Here is a 25563-nt window from a genome sequence, read left to right on the forward strand (position 1 = left end):
ACAAACTGGTTATTTACTACGCACCTTCTTCATCCTTTTATAAGACCGGTGTCCATATATAGTTACCACTACAAAACAAATAAATGGAAGTATAAACGACAAATTCACTGCCGGCATACCAAACAAAACCGATTGGTCAATAATGCTTGCCTGAACCGGAGGTAAGACAGAACCACCCAGAATGGCCATAATCAATCCGGCAGCACCAAACTTAGCATCATCACCCAGCCCCTGAAGGGCAATACCATAAATGGTAGGGAACATCAACGACATACAAGCTGAGACACCTACCAGACAATACATTCCACTAATATTCTGAAAATAAATAACTCCTACTGTAAAACAACAGGCAGCAATTGCAAGTATTTTCAGTAAAAGCCCGGGATTGAGATAACGCAAAATAAACGTACAAACAAAGCGGCTCACACAAAAAATGACCATTGCAACAATATTATACTGTTGAGATAAAACCTCGGCCACTTGCTCACTCATCCCCTGGGAGACAAACAGACGGGTACCATATTGAATAATGAATGTCCAGCACATAATCTGTGCACCTACATAGAAAAACTGTGCAATAACTCCTTCCCGGTAATGTCGAATAGAGAAGATGCGTTTCAGCGTTGGTAAAAAATCAATCGAATGAGAATGATCACAACTTTTGGGCATCTTCACCATACGAATCAGTAACAACATAATGAGAATAATGACTCCAATCACGAGATAAGGAGCTATAAGTACTGCCAGATCCGAATCACGCACCGCTTCGAACTCCGTAGGAGAAAGCTGACTGCGTTCTGCTGTCCCCATCGGATTGAGACGATTCTGAATAAAATTCATGGCCACATACATACCTAACAATGATCCCATCGGATTGAAGGATTGAGCCAGATTAAGCCTGCGGGTAGCTGTCTCTTCCGTTCCCATTGACAAGATATAAGGATTGGCACTCGTTTCAAGAAAGGACAACCCACACGTCAAAATAAAGTAAGCGATTAAAAAAGGATAATAACATCCGGTCATCATTGCTGGGAAGAAAAGTAACGCACCCAATGCATACAACCCCAACCCAAGCAGAATACCCGCTTTATAAGAGTACTTACGAATAAACATCGCCGCCGGAAAGGCCATAGCGAAATAACCACCATAGAAAGCAACCTGTACCAACGCACCATCGGTTACACTCATTCGGAATATTTTGGAGAACGCTTTCACCATGGGATTGGTGATATCATTGGCAAATCCCCAGAGTGCAAAACAACTGGTGACAAGAATAAAAGGGATGAGATAGCTTACACCATCTTTACTTAAAATCGTTTTTTTGGAAGTGTTGTTCATAATGGTAAAAAGGTTATTAGAAATTATTCTGATTCATATAAATAAAACATGCGCTCCATAGGTTGCCATTTCTGCGCTGAAGTAGCTCCGGGTTTTGTCAACTGGAATATGGACATATAATCTTCCCATTCCTGTTGACGCGACAGGGTGGCAAGGCGAGACATAGCAGTATCCCAATCAAACTCCAACGGGGTCTCTACAATCATAAAGAGACGTGTACCGAGAATATAAATTTCCATTTCAAGGATTCCAACCTCGCGAATACCTGCCATCACTTCCGGCCAGATATTTTCACGGCTATGCCGACGACGATACTCAGCTATCAATTCAGGATCATTTCTCAAATCAAGTGTCTGACAATAGCGTTTTACAGGCTGATGATATTCCTGTGTCCGATAACTCTTTATAGATGTTTCCATAAATCTATTCACTTTTAAATTATTCCTGTTATTTCTCTACGGTCTGCAATCTCTCCTTTGGCTAAAGCTTGCACCAGAATGTTACCAATGGCAGTAGCTTCTACCGGACCTGCATACACTGGAATACCCAGCGCTTCTTCTGTCAACCGGTTCAACAGCTTATTCCGGCAACCGCCTCCAATAATGTGCAGTGCCTCTACCGGAGCGGGCAACAAACGGTTTAATTGTTCGATCCCTCTTTTATAACGTTGTGCCAGTGACTTTAGTACACAACGCACATATTCACCTTGTGTAGAAGGTACCTGCAGTTCATGAGTACGGCAATAGTCGGCTATGGCAATTTCCATATCCGCCGGGCAGGCAAAAGCCGGATCATCGACATCAATCACAGAGGTGATTTCTGCCAGTTCAGCAGCAGAGATTAAAGCATCGTATTCAGTCTCCTTTTGGTTTTCGCCCCATTGGGCTATCAACCGTTGTAAAATCCACAAACCCGTAATGTTCTGCAGGAAACGAATCTTGCCTCCTACTCCACCCTCATTGGTAAAGCCAGACAGCCGGGCTTCTTCGGTCAATATAGGTTCATCGAGCTCAATTCCCAGTAATGACCAGGTTCCGGAACTCAAAAATGCATGACGAAGGCTTGTAGCAGGAGCAACGCTTTCAAGTACAGCATCCGTATCGGCAAACACAGAGCACCCTGTCCCCAAACCAACAGTAAACACAGCACTTGCCGTATCATGCGAACCTACGGCTATCACATCTACCTCATAATCCAAACCAAGTTCTGCGGCAACATCTTGTTTCAACTGTCCACGCACTGTACCAGGCATAACAATCTCTCCGAAAAGATGACCGGGTAAGCCCAACTGATGGATTAATGGCCAGTTCCACGTCCGGCTACGCGCATCCAACAGTTCGGAAGTAGACGCGATACTATATTCATTGTTTGCCGTTCCAGTCAGGAAATAGCTGAAAAGATCCGGCATAAACAACAGGCGGTCGGCTATCTCAAGAGTAGCATCTTCCTCTTTCTTCAAACTGTAAAGCTGGAAGAGCGTATTGATCGCCATCACCTGGATACCTGCTTCGGCATAATGTTGTGAAACATCCGTACCCGCAAAGAATTCTTCAGGAAGTCCATTTGTCCGGGAATCACGATAACAAACAGGGTTGCCCAACAAATTACCTTTCTTGTCTATTAACCCAAAGTCGACTCCCCACGTATCAATTCCAATACCCTTTATATGATAGCCCCTGCGGATCGCTTTACTTATGCCTTGTTTCATATCCGCAAACAGTGCCGGAAAGTCCCAGTAAAGATGATTACCCAATTTTACCTGCCGGTTGGGGAAACGGTAGATTTCCTCTAAATCTACCATTCCCGCACTGACAAATCCAGCCATAACCCGGCCACTTCCGGCACCAAAATCTATAGCTAAATAAGTATCTAACATCATTTTGTCTTTTTTCCTAAAACATACGTTTCAAGGTCATCTATTTCTTCCGGGGTCAATACAGTATAATCACCACCCGACTGGATAATAATACGACATGCCATCTCAAAAAACATAGCACGTTCAAAAGCCTCATCAAAATCTTTACCACACACTACTTGCCCATGTTTCAGTAATAACACCGAATTATGGTCCTTCATCCCGTCAATCACTCCTTGGGCCAGTTCTTTCGAACCAGGACGATAATAAGGAACCACCGGAATTTCGCTGCCTACGTGACAGGGTATTTCAGCTGTTACATTAAAATTGGTGGGACGGTTCTTCATACAAGCCACAGCAGTTGCATAATGTGACTGAAAATGAAGTACCACATTCACATCCGGACGTTCACGAAGAACACCAAAATGAAAGCCACTCTCCATAGAAGGTTTTACGCCATTCAAAACTTCACCGGTGGAAAGGCGACAAATTGAAACTTTTTCCTTTGGTAAAGAGGGTACCCATGATCCTGTACCGGTAATCAATACTTCATCACCGATACGCCATGAGATATTTCCACTACTACAGATTGTAAGATTTGCATCGCCTACACGATGTGCCTGAGCCATAAACTGCTCTATTTGTTCATTTGTTATCATAATACTTATTTGCTGTTTTTTTAAGTACTGTATCTTAATTAAATATTTCAACTGCTGATTCGCATTATTTATAGACAGGGCCATAAACAGTACAAGCTCTGTAGTCTGCCCCCTCTTTATCCATACCAAATGCATTCCATGCTGCAGGACGGAAAATCTTATCATCTTCTACATTGTGCATACAAACAGGGATACGAAGCATGGAAGCCATGGTTATCAAATCCTGGCCGATATGTCCGTAACTAATAGCGCCATGGTTAGCTCCCCAGTTGTTCATGACAGAATATACATCTCTGAAAGCCGGTTTGTCACAAAGACGGGGTACAAACCAGGTAGTAGGCCAGGTACGATCCGTACGTTCGTCCAGCAATTTATGAATTTCCGGATCAATCTCAACGGTCCATCCTTCTGCAATCTGCAGAACCGGGCCAAGCCCTTTCACCAGATTCAGACGCATCATAGTGACAGGCATACCACCTTTTGAAAGGAAATTAGATGAAAAACCACCTCCACGGAAATAGTCACGGTTGGCAGGATACCAGGTGGTAGCCTCCAGACACTTTTCTACTTCTGCTTCTGTAATATCCCAGTAAGGTTTCATTACCGGTTCACCCTGTTCATTGGTTTGTTGCCCCGTACCATCCAATGTAGTAGCACCGGAATTTATTAAATGAATAATACCATTGGCAGCACGGCCGGTAAGTTCCTTTCCTGTCACACGTTTCACTGCCTCCGGGCTCCAATAAGTACGTACATCTGAGAAGATTTGCGCACGGTTGGTCAATAAATGTCCGAAGAGCATAGCGACTCCATTGCAGGCATCGTTTTCCGTTGCCACCACATAGGCTTCACGAATCCCATTCCAGTCAAAGGATGTATTTAATAAGGCTTCTGAATAGTCTCCGTTGGGATAAAAATCAGTCCACTGACGTTGTCCCTGAAAACCGGCAGCGATAGCATTATGCCCCAAAGCTTCCTCTTTGAACCCCATCTCACGCAATTTCGGGTTTCCTTGCATCAGATCACGCATTATAATAGTCATCTTCACAATAAATTCCCAATCTTCATCCTTCTGTTCACGGGTCTTCGTCTTTTCAGGGATATTAATATCTTTCCCTTCATTTTTCTTGCAATATTTTTCAGTCCATGCCATGGCTTTAACGAACTCTTCCTTATCATAAATACCTTCAGTCATACGACGGATTATTTCAGTCAAATCGACAGATTCATTACGCATGCCTAAATATTCCTGGAAAAAATCCGGATTAACAATAGATCCGGCAATACCCATGGAAACACTACCCATAGAAAGGTAAGATTTACCACGCATGGTGGCTACAGCCTGTGCAGCACGGGCAAAACGAAGAATCTTTTCCGCTACATCAGCAGGAATAGAGTTATCGTTCAAATCTTGTACATCACGTCCGTAAATACCAAAAGCAGGTAATCCTTTCTGAGCATGCCCGGCCAATACAGCAGCCAGATAGACAGCTCCCGGACGTTCGGTTCCATTAAATCCCCACACTGCTTTCGGATAGTAAGGATTCATATCCATTGTTTCGGCACCATAGCACCAACAAGAAGTTACAGTGATAGTAGCCCCTACTCCTTCACGCTCAAACTTTTCTGCACACGCTGCACTTTCAGCAACACGTCCAATCGTACCATCAGCAATTACCCACTCCACAGGAGTACCATCACCATTTTTCAGATTCGTAGAAATTAATTTGGCTACAGCTTTAGCCAGATTCATCGTCTTTTCTTCAAGGCTTTCACGTACGCCACCCTGGCGACCATCAATCGTGGGACGAATCCCAATTTTCGGATACTTTTTCATAATCTATGATTTAATAAATAAAACACTTCAAAACCATGCTGAACTGTGCCGGAGCAAGGAGATAAAAAAGGATCATAAAGATCCTCTCAACCGCACTTCAGTGGGAAGATAAGTATGTATCTGCTTACCCGAAAGAATGAAATCAGCTGCTAAAGTTCCCATCTTTTCCCAATCAATACTCAACGTAGTAATCCCCTTATCAATGACTTCATAAGCCGGCGTTTCGTTGTAAGCCAGCAAGCCGAAATCTTCGCCACATGCAAGCCCGCTTATACGACTTTGCTTAATAAGGCTAACCACATCCAGCTGTCTGATAGCGATATATACCTCTCCTTTACTAATCTTTATCTCATCCATATTGTCTATCACTTCACACTCAAACTGGTGATCTGTACAAAATTTATGGAAGCTAATGCAAGTGCTTTGAGGATGTTTGGTTCCCTTTACGAATAGCAGAATCAGCTTTCTGTACTGTCGCAATCTATCAACAAGCTGTAATAATGCCCGATAAAAGGCATCGTCAAAATCCTGACATATATAAGAGTAGTCTTTTTTATCAAACTTACCGAAATCGAGTAGTAAAAGTTTAGAAGGATTTATTTTATAAAGATCAGAAGAAAACTTTTCATTATCGAAGTTCATCACGACATATTTGTTATAACGTCCGAGAGACTCGCGCAAAATAGCATTAAATAAACGTTCATTATATTGATGAAACCACAAATCGACCTTATAACGAACCGATAGATGTTTAATAAAACTATTATAAAGCGTATCTTTGAAAGGAGAATATTCATCAAGCAACAATAAAATACTTCTCTGCCTGTTTACTACATAATAACCTTTACCTGGTGTAGAATCAATAATACCTCTTTCTTTCAAATCGAGAAAAGCCTTAAAGACCGTGTCACGTGACACTTTATAATATTGACTTAGCTGGTTAATGGAAGGCAATGCGTCTTCAGCCTTATACTTGCCTATCGAAATATCCTGGCTGATAAGGTCAGCCAATTGTTTCACTTTAGTAGTTTGTTGTCCGAAAATGATTTCCATACAATTAGAATTAAAAGGTAGTAAGAATGGAACACATAACTATGCTGAACCATCCTGCGATAAAGTAAAGTAATTTATTTAAAATCAACAAGAAAAAAGAATATGTTCTACAACACGAAAGATATGATCTGAAAAAACAGAATTACACACTATGCAGTTTCATCTGTAGCGAATACAATAAATATGGATATAGAACAGTAGAATTCGCATTTCTTCAAAAACACCTGATTCCAAATAAATATCCGAAAAGAAATACCGATGCCCAATATTTCCATTACAAATTCATGATTACATTAGATAGATTTCTTCACACCTATATATACATTATAGAGACGAATAAAAGAGCATGATAATATAGTGATGACCATTCGCCATAAATTGACATTATTTAGACACCCTTATAGGCTATCACAAATAAAATCAGTATCTTTACCCCGAAACTTTAAAAGTATTATCATGGCACACCGTCTGAACACTAATAAACAATTTATGATAGGTAATGGTATTCTGGCATTTGCAGTCATCTTTATCGTAGTAGTCTTTGTTTATATGAGTATGAGACTACAACGCAACAAAGAAACAGACCGTCACTTTATCGAAACATACACTGTTAATCTGACAAAGGGATTTGTGGGTGATTCGCTTTCACTCTTTATTAATGATAGCCTGATAATGAACAAACAGATATCAGAAGAACCTGTCACAGTAGAAATAGGACGTTTTGCAGAAGAAAGCGCGTTGATGATTGTAGATAATATTACGGAACAAGTATCGGTTTTTGACTTGAGTGAAAAGGGAGGCAACTATCGATTTGAGAAGGATACAGACGGAATAAAACAATTGGCACGCTAAACATAGATTCTCTGAATTATAAAAGTACGTATTTAACAGCGTGTTAATTACCTATTTAACAAGGCGTTAAAATGCATACTTTATACTTATAAAGTACGTACTTTTTAATAAAGTGTAATACAAGTATATAAAGAGGATTTCAAATTTCTGTTTTATACTTCTTCAGTTCCTCACGCAATTCAAAAGCTTTGCCGCCAGTCATAGAGTTTAGCAATGCCCAAAAACGATCTCCATGGTTCATTTCACGCGTATGACTGAGTTCATGAAGCAAAACATAGTCAATTAAATGCTTAGGCAACAGAACCAGAAAATAAGACAGGTTGATAGCTTTCCGGGCCGAACAACTCCCCCATCGGCCACGACTGGAGTTAATCTTCACACTTTTATAAGGCAATTTATATTGTTCTGACAGCATATAAAGCCGTGGAGGCAGGATGATCTTTGCATTTCTTCTGAGAGCTTCTTCGATAACCTTACGTAACCACACTTGCAGGTTCTCATCTGCAAAGTCAGCAGAAGGTGGACAAATAATACGCATTTCACCCAATTCCGAATGAGCCAGAAACTTATCACGCTGCCCACTAACAAGTGATAATTTAAAATATTCCGTATCAATATGATAATTAAGATCTATCAATGGACGAACCACTTTCTCCTTAAGCCCACGTAACTTTACACGCAGCTGATCTATAGCGTTCGTAACATCAGCAGAGGTAGTTCCAGGAGGTACACTTACATAAATTGCATCGCTCTTTGTACGAAATACAAGGCTCCTTGCACGCGTATTGACACGTATGATCAAAGTGCCTAACTCATTATCTTCAATTATCCTATCCATTCCTTTCATACATCTGCAAATAAACAAATAATCCACCGGAAGAACAAATACAATATAGTAAAATCAGGGTAAATGATGGTTAATTATTGAAACGCAAATATCCGTAAAAAGGTAAATACAGGTATAAAAAAGAATAATAGCCTTTTAATCTGCGTCAACCCGTATTAATCGACATTTCATCAGATATTAATACGAAAAAAATCAAGATAAGATGCAACTTTACCAGGATAAACTACGTCTAATATACAGAAACCCAGAAAAAAGAAAAAAATGAAAACAAATTTAACAGTACTATTAGCTACACTCTTAGCCTGCTTACTGACCAGTTGTACCTTCGTAGCCGATAAATCAGGAAGATTAAAACCAAGTAAGAAATCTATTACCAGAGATTATGAGATTAAAAACTTCACTGCAATAGATGCCAATACAGTGAGTAACATTTACTACACACAGGCCACAGACGGAAAAAGTTCTCTCCAGATATCCGGACCGGATAATTTTGTTAATCTGATACAGGTTTCGGCAAAAGGCAATACATTGATACTTACAATGGACAAACAGAATAAAATAAGAGATACCAAAAACCTTAAAATCACAATCAGTTCCCCCGATCTGGACCGCATTAATTTTAAAGGTGTAGGAAATATCAGCATCAAAGATAGACTCATAACCAACACACTCGACATAGAGAGCAAAGGAGTGGGTAATATAGACATAGAAGATCTTAGTTGTCAAAATCTGACAGTGAGCTCTATGGGAGTAGGAAATGTAAACCTGAAAGGTAAAGTAGAAAATGCCAATCTCTATTCAAAAGGTGTGGGCGATGTAGAAGCCATCAATCTGGAAGCCATTCATGTGAAAGCTTCTTCCCATGGAGTAGGAAATATATCCTGCAATGCTGCCGAATCATTGGACGCCGCAGTAAGAGGCGTAGGAAGTATCCACTATAAGGGTTCGCCTGTGCAAAAGACATTCAGTAAAAAAGGTGTGGGAAGCATAAAAAGTATAGAATAACAAGAATTGCAGAAACAAAAACATCTGTAGCTTGTTACTTCAACTCAAAGATGTTTCGGAAGCATAAAGGTTTTCTCAATGCCAGACATCAGATAGATTATTAAAATTCTCTCTTACATATAACTTTATCTCTAACAGAGATACAAAAAAGGAAGTTTCCGTGAGGCAATTTCCTTTTTCTTTGTTTATCCCCCGATGACAGATAAGCATAATAAAAGGGCTACTGCATCACGCGGTAGCCCATCTATTTAGTTAGTTTTATTTATAAAAATTTGAGAGAATTGAAACTTCACAGCCTCAAGTTGTTTTAATTAAGCACACTAACTATATTATATGTTTAAAGCAAATGAAAATGTCTTTTTTTATCAAGAGTGTTTGGGCTTCATTGAAGCAGCCAATTTTGAGATAAACTCTGCACTCATATTACCTGTAAAATTAATCACGGAAAAATTATTTTTCCCATGCATTAACATCACCAATTCAATAATCGTATCATTCTTCTTTCGTACCATAATCTGACAATTTTCGGCACCGTCTTTGAAAGAAAGAAACGGTTCAAATCTTCCGGAATTCTTTTCTACCACTTTCAGAGCTTCATCATAATACTTTTGCCCTTTTACCTTGGCAGTAAGCATTTGCATACTCTTCAGATTAGATATTATCTCCAGAATTTCATCATCTTTTTCAGCATCACTTTTCATTATTTCCTCCATCATTTTCGGACTGATAGTAACACAAGTAAGATTTGAATCTCCTTTATGTTCTGTCAGAAAACGAGAAGCAAAGTCCTGAGCTGATACAGCTACAGACAGCAATGCCATCCAGCACATTAAAAGAACGCTCTTCATTATTTCTTTATCATATCGACTACACCTGCCCGCACACTGTCGGCCAAATGCTGGTCTTGTGATTTATTGATTCCCTCAGACAATATCATTAAAGCAGAAGATACTTGTTTGTAAGCTACTTCCGGATCATCATATGTATCTGTGTAAGCATCATAATTATAGTCCAAAGCCTCATCGGCAAAAATGGTATGTTGTGCTATACCGCCCAATGAAAACATTACAGCAACAACTGCAGCAGCTTTGAACAAAGGCATAAATCTTCCTACCAATGTCAGGCGTCTTGCCTTCACTACAGGCGCTTCTACCTGAGCAAGAATACGCACGTCAAAGTCTTCACTCAGCCCAACTTCCTGCTGAATCTGCTGATAAACAAACAGATCTCTATATTGAAACAAATGAGCAGGTACCTTTTCCTGTGAGAAGAAAGTACGCAATTCCAACTCCTCTTCTAAAGAAGTTTCACATTGCCAATATCGCTCCAAAAGCTGTTCTATATACTTACAGTCCATATTCTTCAATCTCAATATACTGTTGTTTCACTTTTTGTCTTGCCCTGAAGAGGTTCACTTTAACCTGTTCCTCCGTCAGATGCAGGACTTTTGCAATATCCTTATAACTTTCGCCCTCTATATCCCGGAGCTGCATTATAAGCCGCTGTTTCTCAGGAAGCTCATTAATCAACCGATGAATAATCTTCATCCGCTCATCATTTACCAACTGTTCATAAGGACCAGAAAGATCAACCTCTTCAGCCATATCCGAGGTAAGTTCTACGTTCTGAGCTTCTTTCTTTTGACTCCTATCTATTGCCAGATTTTTTGCAACGATCAGGCAATAAGCTTCAATAGACTCAAACTGCTTCCACTCATCACGTTTATTCCAGACTCGTATCATGGTGTCCTGAACTACATCCTCTGCTTCTGCCCTATCCAGGGTTATTCTAAGCGCCAATCGAAAGAGTTTATCTTTCAAAGGAAGTATGTCGTTTCGGAAACTGATTTCTTGCATCTCTATTAGAATGACGGGTGAGAATATAAAAAGTTACAGGTACAATCGTATTTTTTTTGAATTATTTTTTAATACGTGTACCGCTATCTCCATTAATAGCTGATGCTAAGGTGATTATCACTTCTGAGACACCTGCATTAATTGCTTCAAAAGAATTTTCAAGCTTTGGAATCATGCCACCTTGAATAATACCATCAGCCACATATTGATCAAACTCAGCAGGTGTAATCTGCGGGATAACACTGTCATCATCATTTTCATCGCGTAATACCCCCTTCTTCTCAAAGCAAAAGACAAGAGTCACATCAAAAAACCGGGCAAGCGCCTTTGCTGTTTCCCCGGCAATCGTATCGGCATTCGTGTTAAGCATATTCCCTTCGCCATCATGAGTCAGCGGAGCCATAACCGGAACTACACCTTTATATATAAGGTCAGACAACAAGGAAGCGTCTACCTTCTTCACATCACCTACAAAGCCATAATCAACTTCTTTCACCGGACGTTTGGCCGAGCGAATCACATTCATATCCGCCCCGGTCAGCCCTAAAGCATTCACCCCACGAGCTTGCAGGCCCGCTACAATATTCTTATTGACCAGTCCTCCATAGACCATTGTTACCACTTTGAGTGTTTCGGCGTCAGTTATGCGACGCCCATTCACCATTTTACTTTCAATGCCGAGTTGGGTTGCAATCTTTGTAGCCGATCTCCCTCCTCCATGAACAAGGACTTTGTGCCCTTCAATAGCTGCAAAATCATTTAATAATTGGTTGAGTGTGGCTTCTTCTTCTACTATTTTGCCACCAACTTTAATAACAGTCAGTTTTTCTCTCATAATTCTATATATTATATAAAGGAAGGTGCGTTAAAAGTCTGAGACATCTATCAATATATAACTTTAAAAACGCAGATTAACGCTGATTACCGCAGAGTTATTTAATCTTTGCGTAAATTAGCGTAATCTGCGTTTTAATGATAACGAATTTTACTTTCGGACACCCTCGCCAAAGGTTCTATTATTCCAAATAGGTATATCCGTAAAGCCCGGAACGATAATTTGAAAGGAACTCTTTTCCTTCTTCCACAGAAATCTTTCCTTCTTTTACAGATTTTGTAACCCAGGTTTCCAATGTACGCACCAGCTTCTTAGGATTATATTGCACATAATCCAGCACTTCTGCTACAGTCTCGCCGTCAATGATCTGTTCAATAGTATACCCTTTTTCGTTTACAGATACATGTACTGCATTCGTATCCCCAAACAAGTTATGCATATCTCCCAGTATTTCCTGATAAGCACCAACCAGGAATACTCCCAGATAATAAGGCTCTTTACTTTTCAAACTATGCACAGGCATATAATGAGCTACATTCTTCGTAGAAATAAAGTTTGCAATCTTCCCATCCGAGTCACAAGTAATGTCCTGCAAAGTAGCTGACCGCTCAGGTTTTTCATCCAATCTTTGAATAGGCATAATAGGGAATATCTGATCGATAGCCCAGGAATCCGGCAGTGATTGAAATAACGAGAAATTACAAAAATATTTATCGGCCAATAGTTTAGACAGACCACGGAACTCATCCGGTGCATGCTTCAACCCACTTGCGATCTGATTTACTTCGCGAGTGATAGACCAGTAAAGACGTTCAATCTGTGCACGAGTTTTCAAGTCAACAATACCATGACTGAACAGATCGAGTGCCTCTTCACGAATCTGCTGTGCATCATGCCAGGCTTCAAGCATCTTGTTCTGATTCAAGGTATCCCAAATACCATACAGCTCCTGCACCAATTCGTGTGCGTCCGGTGCTATCTCTTCCTCATCATCCCATTCGGGCAGTGTGGTCGTTTCCAAAACTTCAAAAACAAGTACAGAATGATGTGCCGTCAATGCACGTCCGCTTTCTGTTATAATATTAGGATGAGGAATACCATTCTTATCACTGGCATCTACAAGAGTAGAGATAGAGTCGTTGACATACTCCTGAATAGAATAGTTCACACTACTTTCGCTGCTCGATGAACGTGTTCCGTCATAATCAACTCCCAATCCACCGCCAATATCAACAAATTGTACATTAAAACCCATGGAATGAAGTTGTACATAAAACTGGGAAGCTTCACGCAAAGCAGTCTTTATGCGGCGAATTTTAGTCACCTGACTACCAATATGGAAATGAATCAGTTTCAAGCAGTCTTTCATATCCTTCTTTTCCAGGAAATCAAGTGCCTCAAGCAATTCGCTGGAAGTCAATCCAAACTTACTGGCATCACCACCGGATTCTTCCCATTTACCACTACCGGAAGAAGCAAGTTTAATACGAATGCCGATATTGGGCATCACATTCAATTGCTTCGCCATCTTGGCAATGAGTTTCAGCTCATTCATTTTTTCTACAACGAGAAAAATACGCTTGCCCATCTTTTGTGCAAGCAAAGCAAGTTCAATATAACTTTCGTCTTTATATCCGTTGCAGATAATCAACGAATCAGAATCAGTATTAACAGCAATTACAGCATGGAGTTCCGGTTTAGAACCAGCTTCAAGACCAAGATTAAACTTCTTTCCATGACTGATTATCTCTTCCACAACCGGGCGCATCTGATTTACCTTAATGGGGTAAATGATGAAATTCTGTGCTTTATAGCCATACTCTTCAGCAGCTTGTTTAAAGCAATATGCTGTCTTCTCAATCCGATTATCCAGAATATCCGGAAAACGCAGCAACATGGGAGCTGCCACATCACGCAACTGCAGTTCATCGACCAACTCCTTCAGGTCGACACCTATGCCATCCTTACGCGGTGTAACAACCACATGACCTTTGTCATTTATACCAAAGTACGAAGTACCCCAACCAGTAATGTTGTAGAGTTCCTCAGAATCTTCAATACGCCACTTTCTCATTTTAATGTATTCAGTTGTGTTTATAAAATATTTAAGGCAACAAAAATAGTTATAAATCCATAGTATACAATCAGAAAGACACGTTTTTTAAATAAGACAGGTTCGGAAGGCGCAAATAAGTCATAGTTTTAATAAATCGCGTAGCCGCTGCACTGATTTTTCAATCTGCGAGCGATCCTCTAATTCATCGGCATTAAAAACATACTGGGCCTGAGAATAGAACGGTGCACGTTTCTCCAACGCCTGAATGATAAATTCTTTCAGTTCCTCATCCTCTTTACCTTGTAAAATAGGACGCTGCTGTTTGGCAACACGCAGTCTATGAAATAAAACATCGGGATGGACATTCAAAAAAACAGTTTTACCATGATGATTCATGAAATCCATATTATCGAAGAAACAGGGGGCACCACCACCTGTAGAGATAACAACATTTTCAAAAGCACCTACCTCACGCAACATATTTCTTTCCAGTTCACGAAAACCTGCTTCACCGCGTTCGGCGAATAACTCTCCCACTGTCTTATGGAAACGCTCTTCCATATACCAGTCCAAATCAACAAACGGTACGTTCAGTGTTCGGGCAAAAGCTTTCCCTAAAGTTGTTTTACCGGCACCCATATAGCCGGTCAGGAATATACGAATCATAATTACCTATCTTTTCTTTTCAGAGCAAAGATAGGTAATATAATTATAGAATAAATAAAGTTTGTACTTCAATTTACTCTAAATTTGTTATGATTTTAAGCGATTTATATCCTGACGTGATCACTTAAATACTTTCACTCTTTCAGAGAGTGCTTTAAATTCTTTATCCCCCGGTTCTCCAACCGGCATACCAAACGGCATTTCAGCAATCAGATGCCAACTGGCCGGTAATTCCCAGGTACGACGCACTTCTTCATCAATCAGAGGATTGTAATGTTGCAGAGAAGCGCCAAAACCAGCATCTTCCAACATACTCCAGATTGCTAACTGATGCATGGCCGATGTTTGTAAGGACCACCCAGGAAAATTATCTTTATAACTGACAAATGTATCCTGCAGCGTTTGCACAACATATTGATCTTCAAAGAACAATACAGTACCATAACCACTCTCAAAACAATTATCAATCTTTGATTCTGTATTTTTAAAAGCCTCCGGAGTTACAATCTTCCGTATAGCATCTTTCACTATTTCCCATAGTTTCTTATGATTCTCACCCAAGAGTAATACGACGCGGGTCGACTGAGAATTAAAAGCCGATGGTACGTGGGTTACCGCAAAATTTATGATACGCTCTATCTCTTCGTCAGAAACAGGTGACTGATTTGTGATTGAATAGTAACTTCTCCTGTGTTTCAGGACATCTTTAAATGATTTTTGCATCATAGTCTCCTTTCTTTGGGTTTATAATCTGTTATATAGAGAACAACTGATCTTGAAAACTTGTTCGATAAGTAGTACTTCAAATTTAATTCATACTATGACAACGTTTTATTAAAACGCAAATGATCGCAGTTTTTCGCAAATTAGAAGGTTTGCTGTACTTGAGAGACGATATTTTTGCGTGAATTTGCGATAATCTACATTTCAATGATAGGTTCATTTAATTAGGATACAGTACTTACTAAAATATATTTGTAACTTTACCACCCGAATAAATAAAAAGATGAATGGCAAAGCAAAAATTTTATGTGGTATGGGAAGGCGTAACCCCAGGTATTTATTCTTCCTGGACTGATTGCCAACTACAAATTAAAGGATACGAAGGAGCCAAATATAAGTCATTTGACAGCCGGGAAGAAGCAGAACGTGCTCTCGCATCATCTCCTTACGCATATATTGGTAAAAATGCCACAAACAAAAAAGAAAATAAACCTACCTCACACACGTTGCCTGCTGCTGTAATAGAGAATAGCCTTGCTGTAGATGCAGCCTGCAGTGGTAATCCCGGTCCGATGGAGTATCGCGGAGTACATGTAGCCAGTCAACAGGAAATATTTCACTTCGGCCCAATGAAAGGTACAAATAATATCGGTGAATTCCTGGCATTAGTACATGGACTTGCCCTCCTGAAACAAAAAGGATTCGATATGCCCGTCTACAGTGACAGTGTGAACGCTATCAGTTGGGTAAAACAAAAGAGATGCAAAACAAAATTGCCACGCACCGCTGAAACGGAACAGCTTTTCTTACTAATAGAACGTGCCGAGAAGTGGTTAAAAGAAAACACCTATTCTACCCCTATTCTGAAGTGGGAAACCAAAGAATGGGGCGAAATTCCCGCCGACTTCGGAAGAAAATAAACTACTTGAACTTCTTTATCAGAAAACTCGGATTCACACGCAGGTAAACACCAAAAGAAAAGCTGGTGGCACTACCAGGCTTTATCATTTCCCCATCTGCTTTTGTCATAGTGCCAGGCAGATACTGATAAATATCCGCTTTAGCGCCAAGGGCATAGTGTTTACCAAATGAGCGAGAATATTCTACAGAAAGGAAAAGAGTTTGCGGATCATTATAAAACGCCCCTTCTTCTTTCGTGGAAACAGAGCCAAAATAAGGAATGCCAAGCAAAGAGATAAAGTCTTTTGACATAAAATACCCACCTTTGATACGTATATCTTTAAGATCAGTATAAGCAGCAGCGTATAGCCCTACTCCTTTATCAAAAGGCCATAAATGTCCTGCCTGCTGATAATAGGCTACTGCATCCACTTCTACATTCACTCGTTTCAGCACCGGACGATTCACGTTCCAGGTTACTCCGGCTCCTACGGAACCATTCATCAATGTTTGTACCGAATTCGTATAGATCGTATCCTGTTCTCCTCCACGATGTTGAATAGTCATTTGCACAGGTGTATAGTAATGGAAGCGCGCTTTCGGATCATTGTATTTTATCAACGAAGACAGCCCTACAACAAAAGACTCCTGATGGGTATCTTCTTCAAAAATGTAACTCATCCAATTGACCCACGCATCCAGATGCAAGTGCCGGGAGTCATATAAAAACTGCAATCCCGTTTCCGGATCGGCAGTCAGGTTTAATTCCGGACTATAAAGAGGAGCAATCAGCCCGTGATTGGAACCACCATAAATATTTCCCAGAATAAGATTCACACGAGACAAGGCCAATTGCACTCTGAAATAAGGCAAGATATGTGTTCCTCGTTGGTATTGACTTCCTTTCCAGGTGGCTATATCATGATAAGCATAGTTGGGGAATTTATAAGCACCGCTATAAATCAATGCATGCGCTCCTAACTCCAGTTTTATATTTTTCAGCGGATAATAGACAACCTTAGGTTCCAGCCACATACCCGGCAATGAATATCCCTTCATCACAGTACCGGCATACTCGTTATCTTTAAAAAAACTGATATTATCCAGTTCTACAGACAACTCTCCTACTCGTTCAGGATTAATGTTGTAATCAGTCTTACAAACTTTCTCTTCCACTTGGGCCCGAACCGTTGTAGTTACTATGAGAAGCATCATCAAACAACCTGTCCATCCAATATATCTGCCGTTTTTCATTTTACCTTCTATCAAAGGGATTGCATATCATTCAGTCGCTTATAGTATCCATTCATTTCCAATAATTCTTCATGCTTGCCGCGTTCTACAATCTCTCCTTCATAAAGTACGCAAATTTCATCTGCATTCTTTATTGTCGAAAGCCGATGGGCAATAGCAATCGTCGTACGTGTTTTCATTAATCTTTCAAGAGCTTCCTGTACCAGACGTTCAGATTCTGTATCAAGAGCAGAAGTTGCTTCATCAAGAATCAGAATCGGAGGATTTTTCAATATGGCACGGGCAATACTGATACGTTGGCGCTGCCCTCCAGACAGTTTACCACCACGGTCTCCGATATTGGTATTATAGCCATCTTCCTTTTCCATGATAAAATCATGGGCATTAGCAATCTTGGCAGCCTCTATCACTTGTTCCATAGTTGCATTTTCCACACCGAAAGCAATGTTATTGAAGAAAGTATCATTAAAAAGGATAGCATCCTGATTTACATTTCCAATCAAACCACGCAAATCAGATATACGTACATCCTTAATACTCGTACCATCAATCTTTATATCTCCTCCTTGCACATCATGATAGCGAGGCAACAAATCAACCAATGTAGACTTGCCGGATCCGGATTGTCCAACTAAAGCGATTGTTTTTCCTTTTGGTATTGTAATACTAACATCCTTCAGCACCTCTCTTTTTTCGTCATAACTGAACGTAATATTTTGAAACTCGATTTTGTCATTCAATCCGTTCAACGGCTTCGGATTCGGAGATTCTTTTATTTTGTTTTCTGCTTTCAATATCTTATCCACACGCTCCATAGAAGCCAATCCCTTTGGTATATTATAGCCCGCCTTTGAGAATTCCTTTAATGGATTAATTACGCTATACAAAATAATCATATAAAAAATAAAAGACGGAGCATCTATAGCAGAGTTATTACCCAATATCAACGATCCTCCAAACCATAACACAACCACAATCAACAAAGTACCCAAAAATTCACTCATCGGATGAGCCAATGATTGTCTGATAGCGACACGATTTGTAGCATCCCGATATTCGTTACTGCACTTTGTAAAACGATCCACCATTTTCTTCTCCGCAATAAAAGCTTTAATTATACGGAGCCCCCCCAAAGTTTCTTCCAGCTGCGACATGGTATCACTCCATTTTGCCTGCGCCTCCAAAGACTGGCGTTTTAATTTCTTTCCGACAACTCCCATCACCCATCCCATACCGGGTAATACAAGTATTGTAAACAAAGTCAACTGCCAACTCGTGATAATCAACGTACTAAAGTAGAAAAGGATCAAAATCGGGTTCTTAATCAACATATCCAACGAACTGGTAATAGAGTTTTCTACCTCACCGACATCTCCACTCATACGTGCAATAATATCTCCCTTACGTTCTTCGGAAAAGAATCCTAATGGCAATGACATCACTTTTGAGTATACCATTATGCGAATATCACGAACTACCCCTGTGCGTAATGGAACCATTACAGCTGAAGAAGCAAAATAACAAGATGTTTTCAGCAGTGTCATAAAAGCAAGAAATAATCCTAAAAAGAGTAAGGTAAGTGACGCCCCATTCGTCTGGATCATTTGGGTAACATAATAATAAAAATTATTCACCCCTATTTCTTTTAAACTTGCACCCGAATCCCATGGAATAAACTCATAAACTTTATTATCCATCTTAAACAGAATCTGTAAGATTGGGATAATTAATGTAAATGAAAAAACATTAAGTACAGCAGATAGTATATTCAGCAATATAGCCCATCCCAGATATTTTTTGTAAGGCGCCACGAATCGGCGCATGAGTTGAAAGAATTCCTTCATTAGTTTGTCATTAAAAGAATTAAGTCGCAAAGATAGGAGAAAATCCTCAGTTTACAGAAACTACCTTTAATTTTATTATCTACTTTAGAATTTGTTAAAACCGAAAACACACAAAGTTACAAAAAAAAAGATATTTTAAGAAGCTGCTTACAGGAATTTTAGTCTCTCGATTAATTGAAACAATCAATCACTAGACCAGATATCCAACTCTTTAGGGTTTGTATAAGGACAATATCAAGCTACACAATATACTACAGATATGAATCCAATATTTAGCTATTTCCTTCTCCAAATTATAAACGGGAATAATATATAGAAATAAGGGGTGCATTCAACATATCCAATTACTTTTTAGTTACAGAATCTTTTATTAGCTGTCTCACATCACGTTGAAACTTCTGCACAGAGTGTACCTCACGAATATAACTAACGGCCTCACATGACAATTTCTTACGCCTTTCTTCATCACTCATAACTTCCTCAATTGCTGAAACAAATTTAGGAACTTCATCAAATCCATCGCCCAATACTGTGCCTACGAATTTTCCAAATTTAGAAGTTAAATCCTCAGGATTTCTACAACTGACAAGAAGTGTACCATAAGCCAATGCTTCAAGGAAGGTGATAGGCAAGGCTTCATGGATAGAGGTATTTACCAATATTTTAGCATCTCTTATGTATGCATTTTTCTCTTCACCCTCTACATGCCCCACGAAATGGAGGTTAGGGATACCAGCTTTATATGCCGACATAACTACCTCGTTCTCTTTTTTCTCTCTAAAAGTTTGTCCCAACATAAAAAATTCATATTGAGGCATTCTTTTCGCTATTTCACAGAATAGCCATCCTCGTTTCACCGATTCAATACGTCCAATAAAAATTATATGATTCTTTTTTTTATAAGTAGCAGGATCAAATGTATAATCTATATCTATCGGATTCGCACAATAAGTAATATCTACATCTTCCGGTAACCGATACAATACTTTGGCTTTCTCATTTAAGAAATATCCTTGTGATATAAATTTAAGCTGCCCATTACAATAGAATCGATTCACCATATCATATAGTTCAGAATTCCAATAACATGACTCAGTAAAGAGCTTTACTGTCTGAATTTCCTGCCATTCGGTCCAAGGTCTGGGATCTTGTATCCAATGTATAATAGGCTTTCCCCGGTGTTCGTACTTCAAAAGATCATGCGTCAATTCAACGGTAAGATAGACATCATAATTGGTTCTTTTCAACCACTTATAAACAAATTTTCTACCGGGTGGGACTATAATTGTCACTCCATCTATTTTCTTTTTCTTAGCTCTATACTCCCATTTATTAGAACTCTTTCCTAAGAGAACTTCCACAGACATCTCTTCATTCGGTAGATAACGAGCTATATAATAACGTGCAAGAAAGCCATACCCTCCAAAGGCAGTCCCCATTCCACCAAAATACTCGTCAATAATGAGAGCTATTTTTATCTTCTTGGGATTAATATTTATTCCACACATTTTTTTGATTGTTCGAATCAACCGTTCTTTTTTAAACATACCAATAAATCCTTTATAAGGTGTTTTCTTCAGATATTCAAAATAAAGGTTCCGCAATGGGTTACAACACTCCTCATTAATACTCCATGGTTTGATCCGACCCGTATAGTGAATGATAACCGGACTTTCTGCCCTTGTATGGAGAACCTCCTCTGTCGTATAGTTATAGATTACTGGGACTTCTTTTATCTTTCCTCTTAAAGCCCAATTTATAATGTCCTGATCTTGATACTCAAATTTATCGCAGTATTTTTTTGCCACATCCATCAGTAGTGCGGTTATATTCTCATTACGCATAGCCTCAAGATTCATCAAAATCACTCCGGCATTTATGTATATATCAGACTCTTGCAAACCAATACTATATTTATATTTTATCCGTTCTATCCAGGAATCATTCACACCTGCGCACAAATAACCCTCCAAAGGAGTTTTCCATAATTCGGTTATAGGGCCATCAACAATCAAGTCAGCATCTAAATACAAAATACGAGTAAGTTCCGGGAACATATCCGCTATTAGCAATCGATAGTATGTATGACAAGTAATGTATTTTATATGGAGTTTAAAGCCTTCAAATATAGCATGATCCACTAATTTAAACTCAACACGATTATTATTACCATATCCCTCTACTGCAGAAACAAACAACTTCTTATTTTCATCAGAAAAATAGTCCGTCAAAATGTAGAAATCAATGCTACTGGTAAGATTATTCTCCAGAACAGATATCATTGCAGCACAACAATGCTGAGCATATGAATTGTTTACAGTAAAAACAATCGAAATTCTATTATCCATTACTTATTCAGGAATTTAATATTATTCGACAAATATAGATAAAAAATCTCGGTTCATAAGCGTGCCTTATTAAAAGAACAGCTTTTTTTCCACCCCCGTTTGTAAAAAAAATCAAGACCTTATATCTTCTAAATTTGGTACTACGAACTCACAATTCAATTAATATTATATTTATGAGGAACATCTAAATTGATACCTATGGAACGATACTGCGGTCTTGATGTACACAAAGACAGTGTATCCATGTGTATAAGTGACATATTTAATATTCCCAGGAAAACAATATCTTGTCATTACCACAGTCCATATCATACATCGATTTTATTCCTGTCGTTATCTCCTTAATATATTAATATTACTCTGAAAATGCCCATAATATATTTATCGCACTCAAATGAAGAGTTATCGATTACCAAACGATCTTTATAATCTTATTTATATTTTCCCTCTACTACGATAATAAGATAGATATAAATCACCTAACCAACCTGACAATTGATAAACTGATAGAATCTTTAATTGACGTTTAGTCAACCCAGCCCGTAATCCGGGCATTCTTTTTAGATCATTAGCCGCTTTTCTCAGATCTGCAGGTGCATCTTCATATCGCTTCCAATACATTGCCCAAAAAAGATTCTGAAGTTGCAAATGCGCTAAATCCTCCTCGAACTCTCTAATTAACCCCTTTCTCCGTAAATAATGCTCTATCCAAGTAGGATAAGCCCTAAGGTCTTTATACATCGTGTCACTTACTACCTCCGAACGTGACAAAGAATTAGGACGTACATAATAATTTAAAATAGGCATATCGATAGTCACTACTTTTTGAGCAAAAGAAAGAAGTTGAACCATCAGTATGGCATCTTCACCTAAAGAAATATCGGGCACATGCTCTATAGAATGGTCAAGGAATAAAGAACGCTTCTGAAAATTAGCCCACACACTCCAGTATCCTCTACCCTGAAGAATCTCTCTAAAATATTCCATCCCGGATAATGTATCAAAAGTCATCGATACAGATCTTTTAGGTTCTTTTCCTAATGTACAAAAATAAAAAGGTGCTGCAACAATATCAGCATCGGAATTTTCAGCTTTATCTACCAAATGTTCAACCGCTCCGGGCAGCAAAACATCATCGCTATCCAGGTGTTGAATATATTTCCCTTTAGCAATATCAATCCCTGATTTTCGCGCAGACGGCAACCCTCCATTTCTCTTATTTATAATAATAATACGTTCATCAAGTTTGGCATACTTCTCCATAATAGTAAAACTATCATCTGTAGAGCCATCATTAACTATTATTATTTCCAGTGTAGAATAACTTTGCCCAATCACGCTTTCAATACACGCCTCTAAATAAAGCTCACTATTATAAACAGGTATAATTACAGAAACCAAAGGAGATGATAAGTTAACCATCATAAACAATTTCTAATTTATTAATTCCATTCTTTTTTCGACGATAACAATAATGATTCAAATAGCCTTAGCCATTTTTCACCAATTACCTCCGGAGCATAATCCATAGACTTACGAATAACATTCCCTTTCATTTTTTGCAGTTTATCAGCGTCATTCAATAAGTCAATTAACAAACGCGCATATTCTTTTAAAGAAAATGGAGGTACGAGTATTCCATTTTCTCCCGAAGGGGATATAATTTCATGTATACCCGCTACGCAATCAAAAGCAACAGGTACCACTCCATTTGCCTGAGCTTCGGTAAGGCAAAGCGGCCATCCTTCATAATTAGAAGTCAAACATAGCACCGAAGCATTATAATAATATTTATCAACACAGCTACTATATCCTACAAAGCTGATACGCTGTAATTGTTTTTTTTGCGCTCTCTGTTGAAGAAACACTTTTTCATCCCCGTCGCCAACCAAAATCAACTCCCAATCCGGTACTTCTCTATAAATCAGTTCCCAAATATCTATCAAACGATCTATACGTTTATCTTCATAGGTCATACGCCCTACAAATAAAATTTGTTTCTTTTTATTCGGATTTATGTTCTCAACCCGTTTTTCCGAATTAGGAATTACAGATATCTTATTTTCCTCAGGAGACAATCCTATTTTATCAATCAACGTCTGTTTATACCCTTCGCACAAGACCGTATATACATCCACCTGTTCGTATATCCTACGATAATCACCCAAAAGACGTTTATAGTATTTCTTAAACCAAACGGTTTTAGGGTAAGTAAATAAAATCCACTTTATTCGCCCGGATAATGAATGCCATGCTTTTTTCTTTTTATTGTAAAGATCATGCCCAATCTCCCAAAAAGGAACACTATGCAAAGCAAATATTATTTTACAATTAGTATTATTCCGTATATGTGCCAGATGCGACAATGTTTGAACAGGCAAAACAAATATATCAATCCTCAGCTGCTTTAAAGTCTCAATAATAGCATCTGCATTTTCTTTACTATTAACGCTTGCTTTGTCCGGCAGTTCCAAAAGTATTATGTTGGATAAAAACTTATCACGTATTTCTCTCGCCAGAACATATACTTCAAATCCATAATGAGATATATAACCAGCAATATCAATAGTCACTCTATCTGCTCCACCACTAGGAAATTCGTTATGTAAAAACAAAATTCGTTTTTTATCCATTACTTTTTAGGTCTTTGTTTTATAAAGCGGTAATACTTTTCGAAAAAAAACGGTGACATATTAAACATCCAATAATAAAAAGAAGTTTTACGGGGTTTAAGAGGGAGTAATCCTCCTTCTTTTATTTTTTTTATCATATCAGTCTGTCCTCGTCCACCGCAGCGAATGCTGTTCTTAAATAATCTCATAATAATCACAGCAATGTGATCATCAAAATAGGCTACTATCTTTGGATCATTACTAACAGTAATTTTAAAATTATTCAGCGATACCATAGCCGCAACCATATATAGTGCATTAGATTCACAATACTGATTCATAAAAGAACCGCTATTTTGGAAATAAGAATAAAAACACAAGGGTAGATATTTTATTCTGTTTGCATAAAAAATAGCTCTTGGCACAAATTCTTCATCCTCATGCCTAATAGGAATCATCTTTAATTGATTAGCAATAAGAAAAGTGCGTTTATAAACATATAGCGGAACCATTGCCGGATAAAAATCTCTCAGAAGAAACTCTCTTCCGGAAATGATATTTGAATCATTCAATTCCATATGATAAGGTTGCTCTAAAAAACTTCCATCCAAAGAAATATGCTTATAATTCAACAACATCATATCCAATTTACCATCAGACATCTCCTTATAAATACGTTCAAAAACATTCGGATAGAAGCAATCGTCAGCATCCAAAAAAAGCAAATACTCACCACAAGCCTCTAATATCCCCTTATTCCTTGCGCAACTAACTCCCTCATTTTCAACATAAATACACTTTAAAAATGAATATTTCTCACACAAAGAATCCAATATTTCAATGGAGTTGTCCGTTGAACCATCATTTATTACAATTGCTTCATAACAATCATATGGTAAATCCTGATTGGCAACTGACTCTATACATCTGTTTAAATATTTTGCAGCATTATAAGCTGGTATAATAACAGAGATTTGCATATATATATCCCGCTTTTCGTAAATTAAGGTGGTAAAGATAGTC

General features: G+C 38.6%; 23 protein-coding genes. 3 read left to right on the top strand and 20 right to left on the bottom strand.

Annotation, left to right across the window (positions count from 1 at the left end; translation table 11 throughout):
* Positions 1-9: 9 nt before the first annotated feature.
* The 6 genes from fucP to VCM39_RS20980 form a co-directional block, all read right to left on the bottom strand.
* Complete coding sequence (fucP, locus tag VCM39_RS20955; RefSeq protein ID WP_322933343.1) at positions 10-1338, bottom strand: L-fucose:H+ symporter permease; 1329 nt, start codon at positions 1336-1338, stop codon at positions 10-12.
* Positions 1339-1361: 23 nt separating this feature from the next.
* A complete protein-coding gene (locus VCM39_RS20960) occupies positions 1362-1757 on the bottom strand; it encodes an L-rhamnose mutarotase (protein ID WP_221650695.1) in 396 nt (131 codons plus the stop codon).
* 14 nt (positions 1758-1771) lie between these two features.
* Positions 1772-3214 (bottom strand): rhamnulokinase, encoded by a 1443-nt coding sequence (locus VCM39_RS20965; RefSeq protein WP_221650715.1) that lies wholly within the window; start codon positions 3212-3214, stop codon positions 1772-1774.
* Positions 3214-3852, bottom strand: coding sequence for a class II aldolase/adducin family protein (locus VCM39_RS20970; protein WP_002558716.1), 639 nt, complete (start codon positions 3850-3852; stop codon positions 3214-3216). Before VCM39_RS20970 ends, VCM39_RS20965 begins: the two co-directional genes overlap by 1 nt.
* A gap of 64 nt (positions 3853-3916) precedes the next feature.
* Positions 3917-5689 carry an L-fucose isomerase gene (gene fucI, locus VCM39_RS20975; RefSeq protein ID WP_322933345.1) on the bottom strand — a complete coding sequence of 591 codons (1773 nt, stop codon included), beginning with the start codon at positions 5687-5689 and terminating at the stop codon, positions 3917-3919.
* Between the two features lie 72 nt (positions 5690-5761).
* Positions 5762-6742: a GntR family transcriptional regulator gene (locus VCM39_RS20980; protein ID WP_322933346.1), complete on the bottom strand. Its 981-nt coding sequence runs from the start codon at positions 6740-6742 to the stop codon at positions 5762-5764.
* A 456-nt stretch (positions 6743-7198) separates the two neighbouring features.
* Between VCM39_RS20980 and VCM39_RS20985 the strand changes: the two genes are divergently transcribed.
* On the top strand, positions 7199-7594 hold the full coding sequence (locus VCM39_RS20985) for a hypothetical protein (RefSeq protein ID WP_289291502.1): 396 nt from the start codon (positions 7199-7201) through the stop codon (positions 7592-7594).
* 139 nt (positions 7595-7733) lie between these two features.
* On the opposite strand, the gene VCM39_RS20990 is transcribed toward VCM39_RS20985, so the two are convergent.
* The gene (locus VCM39_RS20990) at positions 7734-8432 is read right to left on the bottom strand and encodes a SprT family zinc-dependent metalloprotease (protein WP_221650699.1); all 699 of its coding nucleotides are present in this window, start codon (positions 8430-8432) and stop codon (positions 7734-7736) included.
* 270 nt (positions 8433-8702) lie between these two features.
* Between VCM39_RS20990 and VCM39_RS20995 the strand changes: the two genes are divergently transcribed.
* Positions 8703-9446: a head GIN domain-containing protein gene (locus VCM39_RS20995; RefSeq protein ID WP_221650700.1), complete on the top strand. Its 744-nt coding sequence runs from the start codon at positions 8703-8705 to the stop codon at positions 9444-9446.
* A gap of 365 nt (positions 9447-9811) precedes the next feature.
* On the opposite strand, the gene VCM39_RS21000 is transcribed toward VCM39_RS20995, so the two are convergent.
* The 7 genes from VCM39_RS21000 to VCM39_RS21030 all read right to left on the bottom strand — a co-directional run bounded on the left by VCM39_RS21000 (position 9812) and on the right by VCM39_RS21030 (position 15582).
* Positions 9812-10294: a DUF4252 domain-containing protein gene (locus tag VCM39_RS21000; protein WP_221650701.1), complete on the bottom strand. Its 483-nt coding sequence runs from the start codon at positions 10292-10294 to the stop codon at positions 9812-9814.
* The gene (locus VCM39_RS21005) at positions 10294-10803 is read right to left on the bottom strand and encodes a hypothetical protein (protein ID WP_322933347.1); all 510 of its coding nucleotides are present in this window, start codon (positions 10801-10803) and stop codon (positions 10294-10296) included. The genes VCM39_RS21000 and VCM39_RS21005 overlap by 1 nt, the downstream gene beginning before the upstream one ends.
* A complete protein-coding gene (locus VCM39_RS21010; protein ID WP_195350650.1) occupies positions 10793-11302 on the bottom strand; it encodes an RNA polymerase sigma factor in 510 nt (169 codons plus the stop codon). The genes VCM39_RS21005 and VCM39_RS21010 overlap by 11 nt, the downstream gene beginning before the upstream one ends.
* 61 nt (positions 11303-11363) lie before the next feature.
* Positions 11364-12137 (bottom strand): acetylglutamate kinase, encoded by a 774-nt coding sequence (argB, locus tag VCM39_RS21015; RefSeq protein WP_221650703.1) that lies wholly within the window; start codon positions 12135-12137, stop codon positions 11364-11366.
* 181 nt (positions 12138-12318) lie between these two features.
* The gene (speA, locus tag VCM39_RS21020; protein WP_002558706.1) at positions 12319-14211 is read right to left on the bottom strand and encodes a biosynthetic arginine decarboxylase; all 1893 of its coding nucleotides are present in this window, start codon (positions 14209-14211) and stop codon (positions 12319-12321) included.
* Positions 14212-14331: 120 nt separating this feature from the next.
* Positions 14332-14859 (bottom strand): shikimate kinase, encoded by a 528-nt coding sequence (locus tag VCM39_RS21025; protein ID WP_002558705.1) that lies wholly within the window; start codon positions 14857-14859, stop codon positions 14332-14334.
* A gap of 120 nt (positions 14860-14979) precedes the next feature.
* Positions 14980-15582 (bottom strand): nitroreductase family protein, encoded by a 603-nt coding sequence (locus VCM39_RS21030; protein ID WP_025866598.1) that lies wholly within the window; start codon positions 15580-15582, stop codon positions 14980-14982.
* A 287-nt stretch (positions 15583-15869) separates the two neighbouring features.
* On the opposite strand from VCM39_RS21030, the gene VCM39_RS21035 reads away from it, so the two are divergent.
* The gene (locus tag VCM39_RS21035; RefSeq protein WP_322933348.1) at positions 15870-16502 is read left to right on the top strand and encodes a ribonuclease H family protein; all 633 of its coding nucleotides are present in this window, start codon (positions 15870-15872) and stop codon (positions 16500-16502) included.
* A gap of 1 nt (position 16503) precedes the next feature.
* Here the strand turns inward: VCM39_RS21035 and VCM39_RS21040 are convergent, their stop codons facing one another.
* The 6 genes from VCM39_RS21040 to VCM39_RS21065 all read right to left on the bottom strand — a co-directional run bounded on the left by VCM39_RS21040 (position 16504) and on the right by VCM39_RS21065 (position 25520).
* Positions 16504-17736 (bottom strand): hypothetical protein, encoded by a 1233-nt coding sequence (locus tag VCM39_RS21040; RefSeq protein WP_322933349.1) that lies wholly within the window; start codon positions 17734-17736, stop codon positions 16504-16506.
* Between the two features lie 11 nt (positions 17737-17747).
* Entirely contained in the window at positions 17748-19580 is a 1833-nt protein-coding gene (locus tag VCM39_RS21045) for an ABC transporter ATP-binding protein (RefSeq protein ID WP_221650707.1), read from the bottom strand.
* Between the two features lie 344 nt (positions 19581-19924).
* On the bottom strand, positions 19925-21928 hold the full coding sequence (locus tag VCM39_RS21050) for a glycosyltransferase (protein ID WP_322933350.1): 2004 nt from the start codon (positions 21926-21928) through the stop codon (positions 19925-19927).
* Positions 21929-22363: 435 nt separating this feature from the next.
* Positions 22364-23353: a glycosyltransferase family 2 protein gene (locus VCM39_RS21055; RefSeq protein ID WP_322933351.1), complete on the bottom strand. Its 990-nt coding sequence runs from the start codon at positions 23351-23353 to the stop codon at positions 22364-22366.
* A gap of 17 nt (positions 23354-23370) precedes the next feature.
* Positions 23371-24561: a glycosyltransferase gene (locus VCM39_RS21060; protein ID WP_289291487.1), complete on the bottom strand. Its 1191-nt coding sequence runs from the start codon at positions 24559-24561 to the stop codon at positions 23371-23373.
* Complete coding sequence (locus tag VCM39_RS21065) at positions 24561-25520, bottom strand: glycosyltransferase (protein ID WP_322933352.1); 960 nt, start codon at positions 25518-25520, stop codon at positions 24561-24563. Before VCM39_RS21065 ends, VCM39_RS21060 begins: the two co-directional genes overlap by 1 nt.
* Positions 25521-25563 lie beyond the last annotated feature (43 nt).

This window comes from Bacteroides mucinivorans (assembly GCF_034654355.2).
GTDB lineage: Bacteria > Bacteroidota > Bacteroidia > Bacteroidales > Bacteroidaceae > Bacteroides > Bacteroides nordii.

Coding starts and splice junctions, on each gene's coding strand:
- fucP (WP_322933343.1), bottom strand. CDS start 1,338: ATGAACAACACTTCCAAAAAAACGATTTTAAGTAAAGATGGTGTAAGC.
- VCM39_RS20960 (WP_221650695.1), bottom strand. CDS start 1,757: ATGGAAACATCTATAAAGAGTTATCGGACACAGGAATATCATCAGCCT.
- VCM39_RS20965 (WP_221650715.1), bottom strand. CDS start 3,214: ATGTTAGATACTTATTTAGCTATAGATTTTGGTGCCGGAAGTGGCCGG.
- VCM39_RS20970 (WP_002558716.1), bottom strand. CDS start 3,852: ATGATAACAAATGAACAAATAGAGCAGTTTATGGCTCAGGCACATCGT.
- fucI (WP_322933345.1), bottom strand. CDS start 5,689: ATGAAAAAGTATCCGAAAATTGGGATTCGTCCCACGATTGATGGTCGC.
- VCM39_RS20980 (WP_322933346.1), bottom strand. CDS start 6,742: ATGGAAATCATTTTCGGACAACAAACTACTAAAGTGAAACAATTGGCT.
- VCM39_RS20985 (WP_289291502.1), top strand. CDS start 7,199: ATGGCACACCGTCTGAACACTAATAAACAATTTATGATAGGTAATGGT.
- VCM39_RS20990 (WP_221650699.1), bottom strand. CDS start 8,432: ATGGATAGGATAATTGAAGATAATGAGTTAGGCACTTTGATCATACGT.
- VCM39_RS20995 (WP_221650700.1), top strand. CDS start 8,703: ATGAAAACAAATTTAACAGTACTATTAGCTACACTCTTAGCCTGCTTA.
- VCM39_RS21000 (WP_221650701.1), bottom strand. CDS start 10,294: ATGAAGAGCGTTCTTTTAATGTGCTGGATGGCATTGCTGTCTGTAGCT.
- VCM39_RS21005 (WP_322933347.1), bottom strand. CDS start 10,803: ATGGACTGTAAGTATATAGAACAGCTTTTGGAGCGATATTGGCAATGT.
- VCM39_RS21010 (WP_195350650.1), bottom strand. CDS start 11,302: ATGCAAGAAATCAGTTTCCGAAACGACATACTTCCTTTGAAAGATAAA.
- argB (WP_221650703.1), bottom strand. CDS start 12,137: ATGAGAGAAAAACTGACTGTTATTAAAGTTGGTGGCAAAATAGTAGAA.
- speA (WP_002558706.1), bottom strand. CDS start 14,211: ATGAGAAAGTGGCGTATTGAAGATTCTGAGGAACTCTACAACATTACT.
- VCM39_RS21025 (WP_002558705.1), bottom strand. CDS start 14,859: ATGATTCGTATATTCCTGACCGGCTATATGGGTGCCGGTAAAACAACT.
- VCM39_RS21030 (WP_025866598.1), bottom strand. CDS start 15,582: ATGCAAAAATCATTTAAAGATGTCCTGAAACACAGGAGAAGTTACTAT.
- VCM39_RS21035 (WP_322933348.1), top strand. CDS start 15,870: ATGGCAAAGCAAAAATTTTATGTGGTATGGGAAGGCGTAACCCCAGGT.
- VCM39_RS21040 (WP_322933349.1), bottom strand. CDS start 17,736: ATGAAAAACGGCAGATATATTGGATGGACAGGTTGTTTGATGATGCTT.
- VCM39_RS21045 (WP_221650707.1), bottom strand. CDS start 19,580: ATGAAGGAATTCTTTCAACTCATGCGCCGATTCGTGGCGCCTTACAAA.
- VCM39_RS21050 (WP_322933350.1), bottom strand. CDS start 21,928: ATGGATAATAGAATTTCGATTGTTTTTACTGTAAACAATTCATATGCT.
- VCM39_RS21055 (WP_322933351.1), bottom strand. CDS start 23,353: ATGATGGTTAACTTATCATCTCCTTTGGTTTCTGTAATTATACCTGTT.
- VCM39_RS21060 (WP_289291487.1), bottom strand. CDS start 24,561: ATGGATAAAAAACGAATTTTGTTTTTACATAACGAATTTCCTAGTGGT.
- VCM39_RS21065 (WP_322933352.1), bottom strand. CDS start 25,520: ATGCAAATCTCTGTTATTATACCAGCTTATAATGCTGCAAAATATTTA.